This window comes from Hymenobacter rubripertinctus (assembly GCF_003583925.1).
GTDB classification, from domain to species: Bacteria; Bacteroidota; Bacteroidia; order Cytophagales; family Hymenobacteraceae; genus Hymenobacter; species Hymenobacter rubripertinctus.
In genome coordinates this window covers 117,787-139,732 of sequence record NZ_QYCN01000004.1, presented here as the reverse complement: position 1 = coordinate 139,732, position 21,946 = coordinate 117,787, and the positions used below count along the sequence as shown (strand labels likewise).

The window sequence follows — 21,946 nt, the reverse complement described above, 5'->3', positions numbered from 1 at the left end:
CAGTTATCAGCGAAATCAACTTCATCTGCAACATCTGCGATTCATGGCTAAACTCTTCTTATTCGGCATTGGCGGCACGGGCTCCCGGGTCATTCGCTCGCTCACGATGCTGCTGGCGGCCGGCGTCGAGCTGCCCAACTGCGACCGGGTGGTGCCCATCATCATCGACCCCGACGCCCACAACGGCGACATGAACCGCACGGTGCAGCTGCTCCAGAACTACCAGCAGATTTACAAGCACCTCGGCCCCCGCGAAGAAGGCTTCTTCCAGACCGATATCAGCACGCTGAGCGGCATTTCGCAGGACGTGAACGGCTCGGTGAAGGATACGTTTATCTTCGATTTCGGCGGCATCAACCAGAGCTTCCGTCAGTACCTCGACTACGATGGGCTGAGCGTGGATTCGAAAGGATTGGTAGACTTGCTCTTCACTCAGGACAACCTCGAAAGCCCGCTGACTATTGGTTTCCGGGGCTCGCCCAACGTGGGCAGCGTTGTGCTGAACAAGCTGGTGGAAAGCCCGGAAATGCGGTTTTTCGCCGATAACTTCCAGGACGGCGACCGGGTGTTCTTCGTGTCGAGCATCTTCGGCGGTACCGGCGCGGCAGGTTTCCCGCTGATGCTCAAGAATCTCAAGGACTCGAACACTCGCCTCAGCAACGCCCGCTACCTGCGCGACGCGCCCACCGGCGCCGTAACGGTAATGCCTTATTTCGCGCTGCAAAGTGAGGACAACGCCGTTATCGATTCCAACAACTTCCTGACCAAAACCAAGGCCGCGCTCAGCTACTACGAGCACAACCTGCAGGGCCTCGACGCGCTCTACTACCTGGCCGACACGCCCGACACGCCTTACGAAAACCAGCCCGGCGGCACCCAGCAGAAGAACAAGGCCCACGTGATTGAGCTGCTGGCGGCCCTGAGCATTGTGGATTTCATGCGCTACTCGCCCGCCGAGCTGCGGACCGGCGGCCCGCACTTCCACGAGTACGGTTTGGCCGCCGACGCGCCAGAAATCCAGTTCAGCCACCTGCCCGACGAAACCCGGGAAATCGTGGCCAAGCAGCTCACGCAGTTCCTCTACTTCACGCGCTACCACAAGCAGCACCTGCCCACCGACAAGGCGCCTTACCACGACAACCTCAAGCTCGACTACGCCCTGCGCAACGAGCCCATCTTCAAGGAGCTCAATACCTTCCTGCACAGCGCCGAATCGGGCGTAGACCAGTGGCTGCAGGAGCTGGCTCAGAACCGCCGCGCCTTCCGCCCCTTCGATCTGCAGACCGATGACTTTGGGGCTATGATTCTGGGCAAGCCGGTGGAAAAGAAGTGGAACGACTTCTTCAACAAGGGCCTCAGCCACAACTACCTGCTCGACAACCTCAACAAAACCGAAAAGTCCCTGGCCGAGCCCGACAGCTTCCGCAAGCTGCTGGAGCTGTTCTACAGCGTGACCGACAAGGCGTTTGAGGAGAAGGTGAAGGTGGTGTAAAGCCCCCGCGGCCCGGTGCCCCAGGGCTGAAGCCCTGGGCTAGTCAGCGGGAAGGTTGAACGGATGCGCTCCGTAGCCCAGAGCATTAGCCCTGGGGCATCGAGCTGGGCTAGTCAGTGGGAACGTTGAACATCCCTTCCGTAGCCCAGGGCTTTAGCCCTGGGAATCTAGAACGAGACGTTAAAACAGTAGCATGAGCCACGTTTTTCAGTCGTTGTGGGTGCACGTAACGTGGGCAACTAAAAACCGGCAGCCTTGGCTGACGGCTAAGTTGAAACCGTTAGTATTTAATCAGATTAGGCATATTGCTGAAAAGGATAATATCCACCTCGACTTTCTGAACGGCATATATGACCATGTTCACTGCCTTCTTTCGTTGCGTACTACTGACCGGCTCGATTTGGTGATGCAACAACTAAAGGGCAAAAGCGCCCACTGGGTGAACGAGCAGAAACTAACGGATTTCACCTTTGGCTGGCAGAACGGCTACGGTGCATTTTCTGTGAGCCCATCGCATGTGGAGCGCGTGCGTAACTACATCCGTAATCAGGAAAAGCACCACCAGAAACAGGATTACTGGCAGGAAATGGAAATGCTGGAAAAGATGGCTCGGGTGTCATAGCCCAGCCCCGAATTCTCCGTAGCCCAGGGCTAAAGCCCTGGGCTACGGAGCGAAACGAATTCGTTTAGCATCCCGCTAACTAGCCCAGGGCTTCAGCCCTGGGACGTCGGCCAATAAGAACAGAACCGCTAACTAGCCCAGGGTTTCAACCCTGGGAACTTGGAACCCCGGAAACGATATGCCCAAAGTCCTTCGCTTACACAACAACGGCTCCCAGCAGGTGCAGGGCTGGCAGAAAACCGCCCCCGTCACGAGCACCGAAATCAACACCGTAACCGACCCGGCGGGCGGCAAGTCGCGCAATCTGGCGGTGAGCATCCCCACGCCGTTTGCGCGGATGCACCTGTTTGAGACGGCCTTCGACTTCCTGGCCCGGGAGGGGCAGCAGAACCCCGGCTCGGTGTACCACGAGCTGACGACCCACTTCTGGGACTTGCTGGAGCTGCTCTACAACTACCACCTCTACACCCAGGCGGGCCGCAAAATCTCGCTGCGCCGCTGGAATGCCGAGGCCGAGATTCAGCGCATGAAGCAGAGCGAAGGCACGCGCCTGCTGGGCGAAACCCTGCAGCTGTACCTGCAGGACGAGCGGTTCCGCGACTTCTCCGACATGTACCTAGTGTACTATGAATCGCCGGAGCTGGCGGGCGGCACACGGCTGCTGGGCGGCACCTCGCCACTGACGCTGCTGTTTACCGGTCCTGGTGTGGGCGCGCTCGACCTGGAGCGCCCCCAGGCCCGTGGCCACTACTTCGACCACCAGACCGTGCTGCTCCAGGACCGCGACCCGCAGTTCCGGGAGTTCGTGTATGAGCTGTTTCTGGCGTATCCGCAGTTGCAGCGTCGTGAGTTTGCGGGCAGCGTGTACGCCGGCCTCGATCGGGCCAAAATCAACCAACTCCAGATGCAGGGCGACCGGACGGCCCAGCAGTTCGCGGCCCGCTTCCCGGCCCTGACCGACGTGCAGGGCAACCTGGTGAGCGTGAAAGGCGTGCCCCTGCCCGGCCGCGCCGACCAGTCGGCCGTCACCAGCTCCGACCTGTTCATTCAGCCCACCCGCGAAGCCGTGGGTGGCCGCCCGCGCCCGCTGGTGCTGCGCCCCAACCTGACGATGCCTGGGGCCAACTACCTCAACGGCCAGCCCTGGGACGACCGCACGCCGGTGCCCTACCACGACGAACTGGCCCTGGAAAACCGGGTGCTGCCCGGTAAAGGCTTCAAGTACCCTTACCTCACGGTAGGTGATTTGCTGGAAGACTCGCTGGTGGAGCTGCCCTACGAGCTGAACACCCAGCGTTTCCATACCGGCAAAGTCACGTTCCAGTACGGGGCCGATGGGCAGGGCCGGGCGCGGTTCCCGTACCTGCTGCCCCTGAAACAGGCGTTTTTTGAGTACTTCACCGAGCACGAGCTGGCCGAACTGCTCACCTTCACCATCGACCTGAGCCACGTACGCGTGCAGTTGCGGGTGCCGGTGCAGGCGGGCCGCTTCATTACCTTCGAGCGCAGCTACTACACTAATCCCCAGAATCCCAAGGACGCCCAGGGTCGCGAGATTCTGGAGAAGGGCCGCATTGTGAAGGCCAACGTGGGCGTGGGCGTGTTCCCGTTCTACAAGGTGAGCTACCAGCCCGAGTTCAACGACCTCTACAAGGTGATGCTGGTGGATGCCGACAACGCGCCCACCATGCTCAACCGCCGCTACGACCTCACGTTTTTCGTGAACGGGGAGCGGATTACCGAGCAGGGCGCCGCCCGCCGCGCCACCCGCTACGAGCGCACCCAGAAAAGCGTGGCCACCGCCGGCAGCACCTACTACGAAATCACGGGCACCCACTTCGACCTGGCCGAGCTGACCTGCCCGCCCGCCACGCTGGGCGCCGAGCCGGCCCGGGGCCTGTTCGTGCCGCGCTGGCGCGAGCTGGAGCGCGGCACCCGCCGCTTCACGTTCGCCGTCGATTTCGGCACCACCAACACCCACGTGGCCTACGCCGATTCGCCCTCGGCCCACCCGCGCCCGCTCACCATCGGCGAGTCCGACGTGCAGGTGGAGTGGCTCAGCGCCCCGCTGGCCGACGCCGGGCAGTCGGCCGCCCAGCGCTACCGGTTTGGGGCCGGGCAGCTGAACTCCGACGTAGCCACGCTGCAAAACCGGGAGTTCGTGCCCAGCTTTATCGGGGAGGGCGGCTCGGTGTACGAGTTCCCGATTCGGACCGCCGTGTGCGAAACCACGTCGTTTGCCAACGAGCCGGCCAAGGTGCTCAGCAACATCAACATCGGCTTCAGCATCAACACCGAAACCACTGCCGAGCTGCCCCAGAACCGCTTCATCACCAACCTGAAATGGTCGGCCGAGCTCGACCCCCAGGGCGTGTCGCGCATTGAGGCGTTCTTCAAGGAAATTCTGCTACTGCTGCGCCACAAGGCGGCTTTGCACGGCGGTATTCTCGAAGACACCCGGGTAGTGTGGTTCGCGCCGTTGAGCTTCGATGGGTTCCTGCGCAACCAGTTCCAGCAGGTCTGGGACGAGGGGTTCCAGCAGGTGTTCAAGACCAAGCGGCCCACCGTCTGCCTCACCGAATCGGTGGCGCCCTACTACTACCTCACCGCCACCAACCAAGTCGTGCCCAACCGCGACGAGAACGTGGTGAACATCGATATCGGCGGCGGCACTACCGACTTGCTGCTCTTCGCCGACCAAAAACCGGCCTACAGCACCTCGTTCCGCTTTGCCGGCGACGACCTCTGGGGCGACGGCTACGCCCGCGTGCAGGGCGCGCCCAAGCAGAACGGCCTGCTGCGCCTCGGCGTGAGCCACGTCGAAAGCCTGCCCGACTCGGAGCAGAACCAGGAGTACAAGGGCTACCTGCGCGCCGCGCTCAGCAACACCGATTTCGGCTCCGCTGATGTCACGAGCCTGCTGTTTAAGTACGATGACGCCCTGCGCTTCACCCAGGCCCTGGGCCTGGGCAAGGGCCGGCAGCTGCGGGTGCTGTTCTACTTGCACTACACCAGCATCATCTACCACACGGCCCAGCTCACCAAGCATTTGGGGCTGAAAACGCCGCGCTACCTCTGCTTCTCGGGTAAGGGCAGCCTGTATTTGCGCCTGCTGGCCGGCGGCAACTCGCTGGTGGCTATCGAAAAGATTACCAAAGCCATCTTCCAGGCCGTAACCGGCACCGAGCCGCCCCACAATTTCCGCGTCATTCTGGCCGACAACCCCAAGGAAGCTACCACCAACGGCGGCGTGCTCTACGAGGAAAAAGCCAGCCACGCCGACTACGACAACGTGCAGTCGGTGAAATACAGCGGCACCGTGGAGGGCGCGGAGCTGAACCAGCAGCGCCTCAAGCTCAACCAGGTCGACGCCGCCCTTAAAGACCAGGTGCTGGCCAACGTCCGCGACTACCTCACGCTGGTGCTCGAAGGCGACGAAGTTGCGCCCTACCTGCGCGAAGTGGGTGTCGACGTGGACCGCCAGCGCGTCAAGGACATTCTGCTCCGCGAAATCGAGGACAGCCTGAGCCTGGGCCTGCACCAGTTCCAGCGCCAGCTCTCCGCCGACGAAACCCTGCCCGAAACGCTGTTTTTTCTGCCGTTAAAGCAAGCGTTGTATAACCTGAGCCGCGAGTTGCAGGCGTAGTGTTTTGGAAACCGCTACATAGCCCAGGGTTGAAACCCTGGGCTATGTAGCGGTTTCCAAAATTGATGCCCTTTTGAACAGCTGATTTTAAAACTTCATCATTGGGAAAGCTGCTGATTTGGCTTTGAGTAGATGCGAGATGAACAAGAACGTCAACTTCTTTATCGATTTGCTTCGCTTAATGCCAGACGATGCTTGTGTTGTTTTTTATTCAACGGAAGATGAGATTCTGCAAAAAGTAAAATCCATTGCTGTTGAAGTGAAGATTGAGCAAGCCGAAGTATTTGTGCCGTTATCGAGGCGTAAAGAGCTAATCAAGCTGCTGGTTTGCACTGATATTTTACCCAGCGTAATTCACAGTATTATTGAAAGAGGGGAAGCAACGCTCTTCAATTCATACGATAGAATGATGGGGTGTTATTTGAACAAACCAGTACAGATTCCCCCCACATTCATCAAGAAATACAGTCTTGTTGAGTATGAAACTGGCTGGGAATTTTGTGGTGATGGATGGGACGGAATAGAGCAGTATGTACTCCTATTGTAACGGTTTCATTCACAAATACCCTCGCTAACGAATTTTTGCCTGCTCTTCCCACTGACTAGCCCAAGGTTTCAACCCTGGGACGCTAGGAATTCAGAATCCATTTACCCCAACCTATGACCCTTTCCCGCCGCGCTGCTTCTTTGCTTACCGGCCTGCTGCTCCTGGCGGCCGGCAGCCATGCCCAAACCGCCCCCGGCCAGCCCACGCTCGATGAGCAGAAGGTGCAGGTATGGTGTGCCGCCGTGCGCTACGTGTACGACGATAACGGCCGCGGCAACCTCACGGACAAGCTGAACTGTGGCGGCTCACTCAAGGCGTTCGAAAACAGCATCAAAGCCGACAGCCAGAAGGTGTATAGCCTGCTCTATCAGCCGCTGGAAGGCCGGGGTACGATGTACAAGGGCCTCGGCAGCAACGATTCGCGGCTGCAAAAGCTGACGTCAGAAATCGTGGCTAAGCTGAAATCATCGGCTGCCCGCCGCGCCGACCCGGCCCGGATGCAGCGCCTGACGACTCTCGAAACGGCCCTCAACAGTTACGTGAACAGCGGCACACCCATCGGTAACCTCGCCGGGGCCGAACCGGCCCCCGAAACCCTCGATACCACCGCCGACCTCGACGAATCTAGCGCCGCCGCGCCCGCCGATGCTGGTCCGGCCGAAGCGGGATTGGGCGGAAATGCGCCGGCCGCCAGTGGGGTAGGGGAGAGTGTGATGGATAAGCTGTTTGCCCCGCTGGCCCTGATTCTGGGGCTGCTGGCCTTGGTGTTGTTCTGGCTGCTTAACCGTAAAGTAAACGCCCTAGCCGACCGCGTAGGCCGGCACCGCACCGATATCGACGCCGTGAAAATGGGCGGTGGCCCCGCCGCCGCAACTGCCGCCGCCGACCACCTCACGCCCGCCCAGCGCCGCGAAGTAGAGAAACTGGTGACCCAGCGCGTGGCCGAAGCACTGGACCAGAACCGTCGTCAGCCGACCGGCCTGACCACCTCAGCTCCGGTGGCTGCGGCCTCACGCCCCACGCCGCCCGCTGCGCCCGAAAAGCGAGTCGCTGAGGTGCCGGTCAAGCTTTCCGAGGTGCCCGCACCACCAGCGGCTACTCCGGCGGGTTCGCCCACGGCCTCGCCCCGCGACGAGTTTGAGAGTCTGGTGCCGCCCGTGCAGTTGCCCTCCGCCGCGCCGGCTGCCCCGGAGCCGGAGCCGATGGCTGCGCCGGTGGAGCCGGCCGGCCCGGCCCAGTTCACGCGCTACGTGAAGGTGCCGGTGAACGGGGCGTTCAGCGAGTACGACCTTTCCGATGAGCCCCAGCACGACAGCATCTACGAGCTCCACTTCGATCCGCAGTGGCCCGAACTGGCCACGTTCAACGTCACGCCTAACCCCGCCATCCACGCCTACGCCATCCAGAGCGCCCAGTATTCGTTGCGCGAGGCCTGCCGCTACCAGCAACCCAGCAGCCCGGTAACCCGCATCGTGACGGACGAGGAAGGGGTGTTGCGCAAGGTGGCCGGCAGCTGGCAGATTGAGCAGAAAGCGGCTATTCGGTTTGAGTAGAACGGAGCTAGAAGACTAGCTCCCCTCCTTGGAAAGGAGGGGTTGGGGGTGGTTGATGCTGTCAGAACGACTGCTAGAAACTAAGGCTAGTTCTAAAAACAGTTCTGCTGGCATCAACCACCCCTAGCCCACACTCGCTCTATGCGCGACATTTTCCAAGGAGGGGAACTAGTTTTTAGCCGTAGTTTCGTTGTCTATGCTCGAAATCATTCTCGAAGTTCTGGTTGTCGTCGTGGTAGTGGGCCTGCAGATTCGCACGTTTCTGCAAACCCGGGCCAAAACGCGCCAGCTCAGCCAGCTGTATCCGCCCCGCGAAACCCTGCGCGTGGAGCAGCGCCTCTTGCTGCCCGACGGCCGTGACCTGCCCGAATACGCCGCCGACGCGCCTGCCGATGCCTACCCGGCCACCCTGCTCAAGGCCGATAACGCCTCCACCGAGTTCGAGGAAATACTGCTCGATACCAACGACTACCTGCGCCACAACAAGGGCGCAGCGGCCGATTTCGGGATTCTCAAGGACATTTCGGAGCGCCGCAGTCAGGTGCTCGACAACGAGGTGCAGGCCAACGTGTCGACGCCCTTGTACCTGGGTTTGCTGGGTACGTTTCTGGGCGTGATTCTGGGCCTGGTGGGCATTGCCCGCAACGGCGTGTCGGACGAAAATGCGCTGACGCCCTTCCTGACCGGGGTGCTGATTGCCATGACCGGCTCGTTTGTGGGCTTGCTGCTCACGCTGCTCGGCAACGGGCTGTTGCGCGAGGCCCGTCGCCAGCTCGACGGCCGCCAGAACCAGTACTACACCGTGCTCCAGGTGCGGCTGCTGCCTATTCTGCATTCCGATATGGCCGGCAGCCTGAGCAACCTCAAGTCGGTGCTCGATGCCTTCAACCAGCAGTTCGTGGGCCAGGTGGATTTGTTCAACCCGCTCATGGACAAGGTGACGGAGAACATCCGGGTGCAGAGCGACTTTCTGCAGCGCCTCGACACTATCGGCTACGATAAGATGGCCGCCGCTAATATTGCCGTGTTCGAGAAGGTGCGCGAGTCGGCCGATATGTTCGCGGCCTTTACCGGCTACCAGCAGCAGCTCAACCAGATGCTGGAAAACGGCTACCAGTCGGCCCAGAGCGTGAACGGGATTCTGGACCGGCTGCGGGGCTTCGAGAAGGGCATCAACGATTTGGGCCAGTACGTGGGCAGCGGCAACAACTCGGTGCAGCTCATGCTCGACTTCTTCCAGAAGCACCAGACCGAGCTGCGCAACCTGCGCGACCGGGCCGAACAGCACATCGACCAGGCGGGCGTCAATCTGGCCGACATCCTCACTCAGCGTCAGGCCCAAAACGAGCGGCAGGCCCAGCTAGCCTACGAAAAGTGGCAGCAGTACTACCAGCAGCTCAACGCCGACAACGTGTTCGAGAAGCTACTCAAGCAACTGGAGCCCTTCCAGAACCTCAACGTCCAGCAGGCCGACCTGAGCCGCGACGTCACCGCCACCCAGCGCGAGCTACTGCGCAAAGTGGAACTGGATTCCCAGATTCAGGCCAAGCTGCTCGCCGAAATTTCCAACCTGAACACGGTGCTGGTAAAAGCCACCGCCAAGAACAGTTTCCAGCGGTTCATGGACAAGCTGTTTGGGGGCGTGAAGCCGGTGTAATGTATGGGTCTGTTATGTCTACAGAAGCAATGATATTTCTTGGTGGGGCGGCAGTTCAGGTGGCGGGCATGGTGCTTGGCTACATCTTCCTTATTATCAGACCAAAAGAGAATCATTGGCTAAAGCTCGTTATCCGGATAATAGCATTCATTCTTTGGATAGGCTTCGTCTTTACGTGGCCTGCCTTTGTAATATCTCTAGCGGGCTTTATAGGGACTCCTTAGTTTCATGAGCAAAACAATTTAATTCTCAGCTTATAATTTAATGAACAACCCCACCTCCAACAAACGCCAACAAAACGACTTCTTCTGGCCCAGCTACGTGGACCTGATGACGTCGTTGTTCGTGGTGATGCTGGTGCTGTTCGTGTACAGTTTCAAGCTGTTTAAGGACCGCGAGGGGGAACTCAAGCAAGCCAACGGCGAGCTGAAAGCCAAGGCCGAGGAGCTGGAGCAGATTACCAAAATCCGCCGCTCCTTGCAGCGGCTGGAGGGCAAGTACTTCCGCTACGACCCCACCAATGAGCGGCACGAGCTGCTGGTGCCCGTGCAGTTTAAATCGGGCCGCGACGAAATCCAGGACGCCTACAAGCCCGCCCTGCTGCAGGCCGGCCGGACGTTGCGCACGGTGCTCAAAAGCATCAAAACCGACCAGCCGGTGCGCTACCTCGTGATTGTGGAGGGCATGGCCGCCCGCTACCCCGCCGGCGACCCGCGCAACGCCCGCGAGGAGCAAACTACCTACCAGCTCAGCTACCGCCGGGCCCTAAGTTTGCTCAACTTCTGGAAGCAAAACGGCCTCGATTTCGGCCAGGACCGCAACATCGAGCTCATCATCGGGGGCAGCGGCTTCTACGGCACCGGCCGCTACCAGGGCCGCCGCGAAGGCGACAACAAGCGCTTCCTGATTCAGGTGATTCCGAAGGTGGGCCGGATGCAGTAGGGGTGGGCTGGGCTGGAGGACGAGCTTTTTAAGGTTAGAGCTAGAGGTTAGCTCCCCTCCTTGGAAAGGAGGGGCTGGGGGTGGTTGACAATCGTTGAACGACCCCGCATGATGTTCCGCTAGAATCAACCACCCCCCTCCTCTCCTTTCCAAGGAGGGGAGCTAGTTCTTAGCTCTGGTCGGCAAGTGCTGGGTCCTGGCGGCTTGTTCCCGCCGCGAGGGTTATCTTCGGCTTCCATCTGTATTCCCTCCCATGCGCAAATTTACTGTTCCCGTTCTGGCGCTGGCCAGCCTGGCCGCTTGCCGCTCCTCGCAGCCTTCGATGCCGGCCGCCACTACGGCCGAGTCTAAATCTATGTCTGCCCCCACCGCCAAATTCGTGCTCAACTACCCCCAAACCCAGAAAATCGACCAGAAGGACGATTACTTCGGTACCTCCGTGGCCGACCCCTACCGTTGGCTCGAAAACCTCGATTCGCCCGAGACCAAGAGCTGGGTGACGGCCGAAAACAAGGTCACGTTTGGCTATCTGGACCAGATTCCGTTCCGCGACAAAATCCGCGAGCGGCTCACCACGCTCTGGAACTACGAGAAATTCGGGATTCCCCAGCAGGAGGGCGACATGCTCTACTTCAGCAAGAACGACGGCCTCCAGAACCAGTCGGTGCTGTATGCCCAAACGGGTGCCGATGGCACGGCCGAGGTGCTGCTCGACCCCAACAAGTTCTCCGCTGATGGTACCACGGCCCTGGCCGGCACCTATTTCTCCCACGACCACCGCTACCTGGCCTACGCCACCAGCGGCGGCGGCTCCGACTGGCAGAAAATGAAGGTCATGGACCTCAAAACCCGCCAGCCGCTCGACGATAACCTGGAGTGGGTGAAAGTATCAGGCGCTTCCTGGTACAAGAACGGCTTCTTCTATAGTCGCTACGATGCGCCCAAGGCCGGTGAGAACAGCCTGGCCGGCAAAAACGAGTTTCACAAGGTGTACTACCACATGCTCGGCAAGCCCCAAAGCACCGACCGACTGGTGTACGAGGACCCCAAAAGCCCGCTGGGCTTCCGCTACGTGGGCACCACCGACGACGAGCGGTTCCTCACCCTTTACCTCACCGACAGCAAGGCCGACGGCAACCGCGTTTCGGTGCGCGACCTGACTGACCGCAAACAGGAGGGTACGTTCATGCCGCTCATCACCAGCTACGAGTTCAATAACTCGGTGGTCGGTAACGTGGGCGACCAGCTGCTCGTGCTCACCAACAACGGCGCGCCCAACTACCGGGTCGTGCTCATCGACCCCAAAAAGCCCCAGGAGAAAAACTGGAAAACCGTGCTGCCCGAAACCCAGCAGAAGCTCGAAGGCGTCGACCACGTGGGCGGGCACCTGGTGGCGTCTTACCTGAAAGATGCCAGCAGCCTGATTAAGGTGTACACCGAGAAGGGCGAATTCAAGCACGATGTGGCCCTGCCGGCCATCGGCACGGCCTCGGGCTTCGGCGGCAAGCCCGACGCCAAGGAGGTGTACTACGCCTTCACCTCGTTCACGTACCCAACCACCATCTATAAGTACGACCTTGCCACCAACACCAGCACCGTGTTCCGGGCCCCGAAAGTGGACGTGAATCCGGACGACTACGTGACGACCCAGGTGTTCTACCAAAGCAAAGACGGCACGAAGGTGCCCATGTTCATCACCCACAAAAAAGGCCTCAAGCTCGACGGCCAGAATCCGACTTACCTGTACGCCTATGGCGGGTTCAATATCTCGCTCACGCCGGGCTTCTCGGTGGCCCGGATGCTATGGCTCGAAAACGGCGGCATCATCGCCATTCCCAACCTGCGGGGCGGCGGCGAGTACGGCGAGGCCTGGCACCAGGCCGGCATGACGCCCAACAAGCAGAACGTGTTCGACGACTTTATTGCCGCCGCCGAGTACCTGAAAGTGCAGGGCTACACCAGCACCGGCAAGCTGGCCATGGCCGGCGGTTCTAACGGCGGTTTGCTCGTGGGCGCCACCATGACGCAACGCCCGGACCTGTGCAAAGTGGCCTTCCCGGCCGTGGGCGTGATGGACATGCTACGCTACCAGAAGTTCACCATCGGCTGGAACTGGGCTCCCGAATACGGCACCAGTGACAACTACGAGCAGTTCCAGAACCTCTACCGGTTCTCGCCCCTGCACAACCTGAAACCCGCCACCTACCCGGCCACCATGATTACCACCGCCGACCACGACGACCGCGTAGTGCCGGCCCACTCGTTTAAGTACGCCGCCGCCTTGCAAGCCGCCAACGAAGGCCCCAACCCCCAACTCATCCGCGTAGACGTAAACGCGGGCCACGGCGCGGGCAAAAGCACCAAGCTCCAGATCCAGGAATGGGCTGATATCTGGTCTTTTGCCTTCTACAACATGGGCGTGAAGCCGTTTGGGAAGTAAGTTGTCAGTGTTCGGTTGCCAGTTAGCAGTGTTCGGTTGTCATTACGCAGCCTGGCAACTGAACACTGCTAACTGGCAACTGATTTGCCGTATCTTTGCGGCCGCAACGCTTGTAACTACCTTTGTCTTTTTGCTTTCTGATATGAAAAAAATGTCCCTGCTCGGTCTGCTGGCCGCTTCGCTGTTAACCGTTACCTCGTGCAGCAACCCCGACAACAAACAGGATGAGAACGTGACGGTGAAGGCCCTGGAGTACCCGGCCCCCGTCGATACAACCGGCGGCAAGGTGGATCCTGCTACCCGCGAAATCAACGCCCTGAATGCCACCGAGGATATCAAAAAAATGCAGCCCGTAATGTAATTAACGGCTTCCAGTATAATTCCAGTATAAAACGAAAAGAGCAACGACCTCATCGGGCCGTTGCTCTTTTCGCGTTCAGGGTCTTACCTTGGACTGGCGGCGGATGATTGTCGCTGTCCACGCATTCTGGCACGCGAGATTCCTCGGCCAGCTAGCAATGACGTTCTCTCTCTCCTCACCCCTACCACTATGTTTATTCGCCGGGGCCGGGAGGCCGATTTGCCGCAGGTGCTGGCCCTGATTCAAGAGCTGGCCGAGTACGAAAAAGCCGCTCAGGAAGTCACGAACACGCTGGCCGACATGCAGCGCGACGGGTTCGGGCCGCAACCGATTTTCGGCTTCTTTGTAGCCCTGGAAGTGCCCGATGGCCCGGTGGTGGGTATCGCGCTCTACTACACGGCCTACTCTACCTGGAAAGGCCGGATGCTGTTTCTGGAAGACTTAGTGGTAACCGAGCACATGCGCGGCACCGGCCTGGGCAAGCGGCTCTTCGAGGCCGTGGTGGCCGAAGCCCGCCATACCGGCGCCTACCGCCTGCGCTGGCAGGTGCTGGAGTGGAACGAGCCGGCCATCGGCTTCTATAAGAAGCTGGGTGCCGACCTCGACCCCGAGTGGTACAACGGCACGCTCACGGCCGAGCAAATTCAAAAATTCCACTGCGACCCCGCCGTAGAGCCAGCCGTGCGGGAGGAATAGGCTTTCACGTAAGAAAAATGTGGCACGGACTTCAATCCGTAGCCGTCTAGTTTAGTAGTTCAAGCTAGCGGGCTACGGACCGAAGTCCGCGCCACATTCTTCTCACTCAGCCCACCACTTCCAGCGTCGTGCGGAAGGAGGCGTAGCGGCCGCCGAAATGCTTGTCCATCTCGGCCACCAGCGCGGGCGCGGCTACGCGCTGGTATTCCTGGAGCTGCTCTAAGCTCACACAATAGTACTGGGAGGCGTAGGTAATGCCCCCTTCCGCTTCATCAAGCATGCGGCAGAGCTGGCTTTTGAGGAAAAAGCCGGTGGTCATTACGTCCGGCATGTGCGTTTCGCGCATGTAATTCAGCCACTGCTCCGCAATTTCCGGGTCGAGGCTGGTGGTTACGTTGTATAGAATCATGGGTGGTAAGCAAGCGTGGGGTAGTGGGTGAAGGTAGGGCCGTCGGCGACTGGCCCGAAAGGAGGCAACGCAAAAGTTGGCCAAAAAATCCAACGTCTTACGCCCGCAGGCCCCTATCTTCTGGTCCTCAGACCCGCATGTGGTCGAACTGGAAATCCTGGATGCGGGCCTGGATGTCCTTGGAGCTGAGTTTTTCGCGGATGGCGGCCTGGGTGAGGTCGGCCAGCTCGGCGTCGCCGGCGAAGCGCAGGGCCAGAATCTGGCCGAGCTCCAGTTGGCTCTCGAGGGGGCGCAGGCTCTGGCCGGTTACCTCGAAGTAGCGTTGGCGCACTTCCAGCCGAAGCAGGCGGTCCTGGAGCGTGAGGGCGTAGTGCTGGCGCAGCATCAGCAGCACCCCCAGGCCCACCACGGCCAGGGCCGCCACCGTAAACCAGAGCTTGGCAATTTCGGTGTCGTCGCCCGCTACGGCAACGTAGCGCCGTACGCCGTAGCCGGCCAGAATCAGGGCCAGCGGCAGCAGCACAAAGTGGTGCCAGGGGTAGAATTTGAGCGTGTTTTTGGTTGGTTGAGCGGCCATCGGGTAGGGGGATGAATGAGGAAATGGAAAAGACTGTAACGCGCAAAAGCTCCGGCCGGGGCCGGAGCTTGAGTGGGCATACGGGGCAATGGGCCGCCGGAGTTACATCTTGCTGGCGCGTTTGGCCTCTTTGGCCCGGCGCTTTTCTTCACGCATGGTTTCCTTGGCGGCCTTTTCCTGGCGCTGGGCCTCCTTAGCAACGTCCTTCTGGCGCTTGAGGTCGAGCTTCTGCTCCTTGAGCTGGCGCTGCTGCTCGCGCATGGCGTTCTTCTGGTCGCGCACCTGGTCTTTGGAGTCGCTCACGCTGGAGCGGGTGGCCTTGGTCTGCCGTTTCTGGTCGGCCAGGGCGGCTTCGGCGGCCGCCGAGCGCTGCTGGAGCGAATCAGCGGTGGTCATCTGGGCCCGGGCGGCGGTGCTGCCGAGCAGAGCGGCGGCCAGGGCGGTGAGGGCGAGAAAATTTTTCATGGGAAAAACGAAATTGCGGAAGGAAAATTGGCGCCTTCTTATACGTTATCCCCGAAAAATAAACGGCCCGCCGGGTGGTTATTTTTCTACGTAGTCGAGGTCTTTGCCGAAGCTTTCGGGCAGCGTACTGGCGGCCCAGAACGCCACGAGCAGCGTGCTCAGGCCCAGCACGGCCGCCCCGTTGAGAATGCCCAATTCGCCGCGCAGGGCCTGAAACAGCGGCACGAGCACCACCACCGAGCCGCGCGAGAAGTTGGGTGCCGTGGTGGCCACCGTGGCCCGCAGGTTGGTGCCGAACTGCTCGGCCGCCACCGTCACGAACAGGGCCCAGAAGCCCACCGCGAAGCCCAGAATAAAGCAGACCACATAATATGTGGTGGGCGTGGCCCCGCGAATGCCGAACAGGTATACGCCCACCATGAGGGCGCAGAAACCCAGAAACAGCTGCAAGGCCCGGTTGCGGCTGCGCAATACCTGGCTTAGGGTACCGCTGGCAAAGTCGCCGAACACGAGTCCGAAGTAGCTCCAGAATACACCCAGCCCGGCCGTTACGGGGCCACTCAGGCCCAGCGCCTCCCCAAATTCGGGGGCCAGCGTAATGAGAATGCCCACCACGAACCAGAGCGGCACGCCGATGAGCAAACACTTGAGGTAGCGCACCAACCGCGGCCCGTTGCTGAACAGGGCGAAGAAGTTGCCCCGCTCGACGCCCGTATTCCTGGTTTGCTGGAACAGGCCCGATTCGAACACACCCGCCCGTAGCGCCAGCAGGGCCAGCCCGAGGCCGCCGCCCACGAAATAGGCGTTGCGCCACCCGAACTGCTGCCCTACCCAGTAAGCCAGCATGGCCCCGCTCACGCCCACGGTAGCCACAATCATGGTGCCGTAGCCGCGCTTTTCCTTGGGCAGCGTTTCGGCCACCAGCGTAATGCCCGCGCCCAGCTCGCCGGCCAGGCCCACGCCCGCAATCAGCCGCAGCCAGGCGTACTGCTCCAGCGTCTGCACGAAGCCGTTGGCGATGTTGGCCAGCGAGTAAATCAGAATCGAGCCGAAGAGCACCGATAAACGGCCGCGCTTATCGCCCAGCACGCCCCAGAGCACGCCCCCAACCAGCATGCCGCCCATCTGCATATTGATAAGGTAGAGCCCCTGGGTGGTCACGGCTTCCTTGGCCGTGATGCCCAGGTCGTTGAGGCTCTCGACCCGCACGATGCTGAACAGAATCAGGTCGTAGATATCGACGAAATAGCCCAGCGAAGCCACAATAACGATGGCGCTGAGCAGGCCGGTCGTGCGGGCCGGCGGGGAGGTAGTGGTGGGCATAGAGGAGGAGCCTGAGGAGGGAGCCCGAAGATAGCAGAAAGCGGGTTTTGGCTGGGGGGGGCAAAGGAGACTGTCATGCTTCGGCTCCGGCTCCGCCTGCGCTCAGCATGACAGTTTCCTTTGATTAATCCGCTACTTAAACGACAGCGGCACGATGAGCTTCACGCTCAGGTTGCGGCCCATGTTGTACACGCCCTGGCGGCCGGTAACCTCGTTTACAGCCGTGTACTTGAGGCGGCTCAGGTGATTCTGGTAGGCCACGTCGAACACGTTGTTGAGCGTGAGGTAGAGCGAGAACAGGGTGCGGTCCTTGGCCGATACCACGTCGGAGCCCAGGCCCAGGTTCACCAGCGTATAGCCGGGCGTGCGGGTTTCGGTGTCGAAGGCCGAGAAGATGCGGTGTTGCTGGAAGTTGTGCTCCACCGCGCCCCGGACGTAGAGGTTGTGCAACCGCGAGCTGCCCACCTTCCGAAAGTTCACCCGCAGCTCCGATTGCAGCCGGTCGGCCGGAATAAAGGGCAGGTTCTGCTGGCCCGCCGGCTGATCGAACTGCCGGGCACGCACCATCGAAAACGAGTTCTCGAAGTGCAGCCAGTCCAGCGGGTGGGGGTGCAGGTCGAGGCTGATTTCGCCGCCCGCCAGCCGCGCGTCGCCCTGGCCGTAGCGGAACACTTGGTCGCCTTCCGCCGAGAGCGAATCGGCCCCGCCGCCGCCGGCCGCGCCCAGCACACGCGGGAAAATGTAGTGGCTGATGCGGTTACGAAACACGTCGGCCGAGAGGCTCACGTGGTCGGAGGTGAAGGCCAGGCCGCCGTCGAGCTGGAAGCTGGTTTCAGCTTTCAGGTCAGGCTCCCCGATTTCGTAGCGCACGGTGCCCTCGTGCTTGCCGTTCGAGCCCAGCTCGGCAATGTTGGGCGCCCGGAATCCGCGGGCTGCGTTGGCCTTAATCAGCCACTTCTCGCTCAGCGAATAAGCCCCGCCCACGCTGCCGCTCACGTTGCGGAAGTTGCTGCTGAAGCCCGCAAACTTAGTTTCGCCCTGCCCGGCCGGCACCGGCTGTTCCTCGTCGTTGAGGTAAAGCGCATCGGCCTTAATGTGGCGCAGGTCGTAGCGCAGGCCCCCGCTCAGGTCGAGCTTGCCAAAAGTCTTCTTGGTGACCCCGAACACGCCGCCGTCGAGCAGGCGGTAGGCCGGAATCAGGTATTCCACGCCCTTGTTCTGGTTGGCCTGCTGCATGCCGCTCACCCCAAACGTAGTGTTCCAGCCGTTTAGCTCGGGCAGAAACCAGCGGGCAGCATAGTCCACGGTACGCAGCTGAAAAAACAACGACTTCTCATAGTAGAACCTGGGGTTGCCGAACTCCCGGCGCAGGTTCTGTTGCCAGCCCACGTTCAGAGTCAGACGATGCCGGCCCAGAATAAAGTTGTTATCGGTGCCGATGCGCAGATGGTTGATTTGCTGGCGGGGTACGTCGAGGTCGTAGCCCGAAAAGCCGTTGCGCGGCACTACTGCCTCCTCACCCAGACTGTTGGTGCGCAAAAACTGGCCTGAGGTGGAGTCCCGTTCGCCCTCAATCAGGCCCAGAATCTGGTTGAAACTGTTGAAGGTGAGGTGGGAGTAGCCCCAGCTTTTGTTGAGGCCCACGTAGCCGTTGCCGTCCAGCTCTCGAAACCCGGAGTTGTACACCCGGCCGTCGTACTTGTTGCGGTAGTCGCCGGCCACCTTGCCCGAGCCGCGCACCTGCCAGTTAAGGCCGCTCAGGTTGCCTGCGTTCCAGAGCGAGTAGCCCTGTTGGCGGTTGTTGGTTTGGTAGGTAGCCGCCACCGCACCCAGAATCCGGCCGTCGGCTACCGGGTCGGCGGGCAGAAAGTTGATGACGCCCGCCAGCCCATCGGAGCCGTACAGTAGCGAGCCCGGCCCCTTGATGATTTCGGCCCGATCGATGCTGAATTCGTCGATTTCGATGCCGTGCTCGTCGCCCCACTGCTGGCCCTCCTGCTTGGCCCCGTTGTTCAGGGTGATGATGCGGTTGGACCCCAGCCCCCGGATAACGGGCTTGCCGATGGCGGCCCCGGTGGTAAGCTGGCTCAGGCCGGGCGTGTGGGCAATGGCGTCCACGGCATTGGTGGCCGAGGTCTGCCGCAGCCGGGTCTGGTCGACCACGTTGATCGGGATGGGCGAGCGGCGCAACTCGGTGCTGGCCGACACGCCCGTGACCACCACCTGCCCGATTTCGGTGGCCGCCGGGTCCAGGTCCACGTCGAGCGAGGCGCCCGCGCCCGTATCTACCACCCGGGCCACGGTGGAGTAGCCCACGAAGCGCACCTGCATCAGAAACCGCCCCTTGGGTAGGTTGGCAAAGCTGAAGCGGCCCTGCTCGTCGGCGGCCGTGGCCTGCCGGAGGTCGGGAAAAAAGATGGTAGCCCCGGGCAGGGCCTCGCCGGTGGCGGCATCGGTTACGCGGCCCGTTACGGCGGCAACTGCCCGCGAGGCTGCGGGTGCGGGCTCAGTGGTCTGAGCCACGGCCGCGCCGGCGCTCAGCAGCAGGCCGGCGGCAAATAGAGAACGAAACATGGAAATAGCAGGAAGAGGCGGCAAAAAAGCGCGAAACAGGCCAGTAGGCTGCCCGCATCCGGAAAAGAAGACCCTGGTCAGTAACCAGGGTTTCTCCGGAATATCTCCACAACCAAACGGGAGAAAAGCGCGCAGCCATGAGCGGCAGGTTCGCCACGCGGCCAATGAGTCAGAAAAAAGAAGGAGCAGGGACTGAAGGCACGCTACCCGACGGCCCGCCATACCTAACCGGGCAAGCATGGGCGCAGACGGCAGTCTAACCCAGGCTTCATGGCATTAGCCGCCAACGTAGGGCCGTAGCCCGGCCATTACTCCGTTTTGGGGGGAAGCCAATGGCTCCGTTGGGCAATGCTTATGCCACCCGGGGCGGCCCGCGCAGGTCGGCGGTAGCGCGGGTAGCGGAATGCCAGACCGACTGCGCCGCCCAGGAAAGTGCCGCTTCGGGTAGCGCCAACCGAACCGATAAGTGCAGCGGTGCCGAGGGCTGGAAGGCCGCATCATAAAAATGGTCGACCGTGCAATGCTGGTGCCGGGCGCTGAGCTGGGCCTTCGAACGGGCGGTGCCGGCAGTCGGCACTGCTCCTTCCACCGTGTGCGCATTTGTGTGCGCGTGCGCGTGCAGGGCCAGCACCCACGTATCGGGCAGCAGCACCCGTGCAAAGCACAGGAGCAGCACGAAGGCCAGCCGGGTTCGAAGGGTGCGCATTTGCAACAATGTGTCGTGTGGACGCAAATGTACGCGGAAAAATCCGGCCACAATACTGCGGGTATCAGAAAGTCTTCATCACGAAAGCGTAATGCCGGCAACATTGTAGCGTAACGGTTCCGACCGACCTTTGCCGGCGATAAACCATGGTGTTAGCGAGATGAAAAACATGACCCTTAAGTTGTTGCGGCGGTTGGCGGCCAGCCTGCGGCCCCTGCCCAAAACTGCCGGTTCCGGCCATGCAGAAGCCTTATTTGTCTGATGCTAGGCGGCAGTAGCCAGAAGAACGCGTTGCGCTAACGGCCGGGCCGGCTTTGCTGACGGCACTCAGGTCCCGGCCCCGCAGCCTGCGTCCGGCAACCCGGTTCTGTCGTACCCGGAAAGGAGCCGAAACTGTCGGGCGACGGAATGTGGGGCTTGAGCGAGCTAATAGGAAGGGTAAGCGAAATTTGTATTATTCTGCAAGCGTATTGCCTACTTTAGTGCCTGTCAATCAAATAAACCGATTGATTTTGTGTTTTAGAAATGGTTTGCGCTTTCGATTCGCTTCAGGTTCAGCTGGAGCCCACTCTCCGATTACTGCGTTGGGACTGGGCCGGGCCGATGCATACGGCCGGAATTCCAGCCGCTTTCGAGCGGCTCCTGGCCTACTCGCAGCAGTATCAGGTTCGGCGCTGGCTGGCCGACGTGTCCAATCTGCCCTTGGTCAATACCGATGAGCAGGCCTGGCTGAGTGAAACCTGGTTGCCCCGGTTCAAGGCCCTGCCCATCCGGACGCTGGCGCTGGTGCTGCCCATCAATCTGCACAACCAATTGGTCGTAGAAGCCTTGCTGGTCGAAGGCCGCCCTCAGCCCCGGGCCAACGTGCAGTTCTTTTCCGACATCCCCGCCGCCCTCGATTGGCTGACGCCCTCCGCCCTGGTGGCCGGGCGGATGGAAAACGAATGGCAGCAGGCCCTGCCCGAGTGGGATAACCGGCACGCTTCCCGCTCGGGTACCCCGCAGGCTGCCATGATGAACCCCTGAGCTTTCCGCCCCCGCTTCGACAGTCGCATGGCTGGGTTGAGCGACTCATTGCCGTCGTTGGCCGAGTTGGTGGGGTAATCACTGCCCCGTAGTCCGTAATATTGTACTCTGAGCGAACGATATAGAAGATTAAACGGGGCGGTGATACATGCGTAAGGTGGTGGAGCAACAGCAGAAAAGAAGCGGGAGCGAATTCCTGATCCGGTACGAGCAATCGGCCCAGATAGTATGCACGCATTGGCAGGCGCTGGCCTCCATTCATCGGGCCTCGCCGGCCCTGGAACATCTGTTGGGTGTGGTGCAGCAACAGGGCGTGGGCGCGTGGCTGCTGGACCTTCAGGACATGCCTGACCTGCTGTTGGATCAGCACTGGCTGGAATACCACTACCTGCCCCGGGTGGCTGCCCTGCCGCTACGGCATCTGGCCCTGGTACTGAAATCGCAATGGCAGCACCAAACCTTGCTCGATGCCCGCGGAATCCCGCCGGCCTTCGAGGTGCAGATATTCGACGACGCGGCTACCGCTCTCGACTGGCTCCAGCAGGTGGTCAACACCCATAAACCTTCATTCAAGGCCCCCCAAGTGGCTAGGCCAACGGCTTCGGCCGTGGCCTAGAACAGGCGCGGAGTTGCAGGTTCGGCCAGCCGGACTACCGCCACCCACAGATGCTCCCGCTCGAAGCGGTAGCGCTGGCTACTCCACAAGGCCAGCCCCACGCTCAGAACCAGCAGCAGCAGCCCCGCAAAAAGCCCAACGCCCTGAGCCAGCAGCACACTGCCGGTCAGTAACCCCGTCAGACTCAGGAGAAGGTGCAGGAGCAACCGGCGGGCAATAACGTTGAATCGTTGTTCCAGCGTGAGCAAAGCGCTTAAATCGGCCGGCCGGAAATAAGAGTAATTGGTCATAGGA

19 protein-coding genes are annotated in these 21,946 nt (G+C 60.9%); 12 read left to right on the top strand and 7 right to left on the bottom strand.

Translation table 11 applies throughout. The annotated features are described in order from the left end of the window. The first annotated feature begins 43 nt into the window (after positions 1–43). The 10 genes from D0T11_RS03925 to D0T11_RS03875 all read left to right on the top strand — a co-directional run bounded on the left by D0T11_RS03925 (position 44) and on the right by D0T11_RS03875 (position 13,956). Positions 44–1,492, top strand: coding sequence for a hypothetical protein (locus D0T11_RS03925; RefSeq protein ID WP_119654482.1), 1,449 nt, complete (start codon positions 44–46; stop codon positions 1,490–1,492). 193 nt (positions 1,493–1,685) lie between these two features. After that, positions 1,686–2,114 carry an IS200/IS605 family transposase gene (gene tnpA, locus D0T11_RS03920; RefSeq protein WP_119654481.1) on the top strand — a complete coding sequence of 143 codons (429 nt, stop codon included), beginning with the start codon at positions 1,686–1,688 and terminating at the stop codon, positions 2,112–2,114. Positions 2,115–2,292: 178 nt separating this feature from the next. Then, on the top strand, positions 2,293–5,760 hold the full coding sequence (locus D0T11_RS03915) for a hypothetical protein (protein ID WP_119654480.1): 3,468 nt from the start codon (positions 2,293–2,295) through the stop codon (positions 5,758–5,760). A gap of 139 nt (positions 5,761–5,899) precedes the next feature. Beyond that, positions 5,900–6,307 carry a hypothetical protein gene (locus D0T11_RS03910; RefSeq protein WP_119654479.1) on the top strand — a complete coding sequence of 136 codons (408 nt, stop codon included), beginning with the start codon at positions 5,900–5,902 and terminating at the stop codon, positions 6,305–6,307. A 113-nt stretch (positions 6,308–6,420) separates the two neighbouring features. Then, positions 6,421–7,860, top strand: a complete 1,440-nt coding sequence (locus tag D0T11_RS03905; protein WP_147374510.1) for a hypothetical protein — start codon at positions 6,421–6,423, stop codon at positions 7,858–7,860. A 196-nt stretch (positions 7,861–8,056) separates the two neighbouring features. Next, positions 8,057–9,517 carry a hypothetical protein gene (locus D0T11_RS03900; RefSeq protein WP_119654477.1) on the top strand — a complete coding sequence of 487 codons (1,461 nt, stop codon included), beginning with the start codon at positions 8,057–8,059 and terminating at the stop codon, positions 9,515–9,517. Between the two features lie 264 nt (positions 9,518–9,781). Further along, complete coding sequence (locus D0T11_RS03890) at positions 9,782–10,459, top strand: hypothetical protein (protein WP_119654475.1); 678 nt, start codon at positions 9,782–9,784, stop codon at positions 10,457–10,459. A 253-nt stretch (positions 10,460–10,712) separates the two neighbouring features. Further along, positions 10,713–12,899 carry a prolyl oligopeptidase family serine peptidase gene (locus D0T11_RS03885; protein WP_119654474.1) on the top strand — a complete coding sequence of 729 codons (2,187 nt, stop codon included), beginning with the start codon at positions 10,713–10,715 and terminating at the stop codon, positions 12,897–12,899. 142 nt (positions 12,900–13,041) lie between these two features. After that, a complete protein-coding gene (locus tag D0T11_RS03880) occupies positions 13,042–13,260 on the top strand; it encodes a hypothetical protein (protein ID WP_119654473.1) in 219 nt (72 codons plus the stop codon). A 189-nt stretch (positions 13,261–13,449) separates the two neighbouring features. Next, positions 13,450–13,956: a GNAT family N-acetyltransferase gene (locus D0T11_RS03875; protein WP_119654472.1), complete on the top strand. Its 507-nt coding sequence runs from the start codon at positions 13,450–13,452 to the stop codon at positions 13,954–13,956. A 106-nt stretch (positions 13,957–14,062) separates the two neighbouring features. On the opposite strand, the gene D0T11_RS03870 is transcribed toward D0T11_RS03875, so the two are convergent. From D0T11_RS03870 to D0T11_RS03845, 6 genes are all read right to left on the bottom strand, one after another. Next, entirely contained in the window at positions 14,063–14,365 is a 303-nt protein-coding gene (locus D0T11_RS03870) for a DUF4286 family protein (RefSeq protein WP_119654471.1), read from the bottom strand. Between the two features lie 127 nt (positions 14,366–14,492). Continuing rightward, a complete protein-coding gene (locus D0T11_RS03865; protein ID WP_119654470.1) occupies positions 14,493–14,942 on the bottom strand; it encodes a DUF6526 family protein in 450 nt (149 codons plus the stop codon). Between the two features lie 102 nt (positions 14,943–15,044). Then, complete coding sequence (locus D0T11_RS03860; RefSeq protein WP_119654469.1) at positions 15,045–15,407, bottom strand: hypothetical protein; 363 nt, start codon at positions 15,405–15,407, stop codon at positions 15,045–15,047. Between the two features lie 78 nt (positions 15,408–15,485). Then, positions 15,486–16,730: an MFS transporter gene (locus tag D0T11_RS03855; RefSeq protein WP_119654468.1), complete on the bottom strand. Its 1,245-nt coding sequence runs from the start codon at positions 16,728–16,730 to the stop codon at positions 15,486–15,488. A 132-nt stretch (positions 16,731–16,862) separates the two neighbouring features. Beyond that, entirely contained in the window at positions 16,863–19,304 is a 2,442-nt protein-coding gene (locus D0T11_RS03850; protein WP_119654467.1) for a TonB-dependent receptor, read from the bottom strand. A gap of 352 nt (positions 19,305–19,656) precedes the next feature. Further along, complete coding sequence (locus D0T11_RS03845) at positions 19,657–20,010, bottom strand: hypothetical protein (protein ID WP_119654466.1); 354 nt, start codon at positions 20,008–20,010, stop codon at positions 19,657–19,659. Between the two features lie 603 nt (positions 20,011–20,613). Here D0T11_RS03845 and D0T11_RS03840 point away from each other — a divergent pair. Next, a complete protein-coding gene (locus D0T11_RS03840) occupies positions 20,614–21,036 on the top strand; it encodes a hypothetical protein (RefSeq protein ID WP_119654465.1) in 423 nt (140 codons plus the stop codon). A 148-nt stretch (positions 21,037–21,184) separates the two neighbouring features. Next, entirely contained in the window at positions 21,185–21,652 is a 468-nt protein-coding gene (locus D0T11_RS03835; protein ID WP_147374509.1) for an STAS/SEC14 domain-containing protein, read from the top strand. Here the strand turns inward: D0T11_RS03835 and D0T11_RS03830 are convergent. Beyond that, the gene (locus tag D0T11_RS03830; RefSeq protein WP_119654463.1) at positions 21,649–21,942 is read right to left on the bottom strand and encodes a hypothetical protein; all 294 of its coding nucleotides are present in this window, start codon (positions 21,940–21,942) and stop codon (positions 21,649–21,651) included. The genes D0T11_RS03835 and D0T11_RS03830 overlap by 4 nt on opposite strands. Between the last annotated feature and the right edge of the window lie 4 nt (positions 21,943–21,946).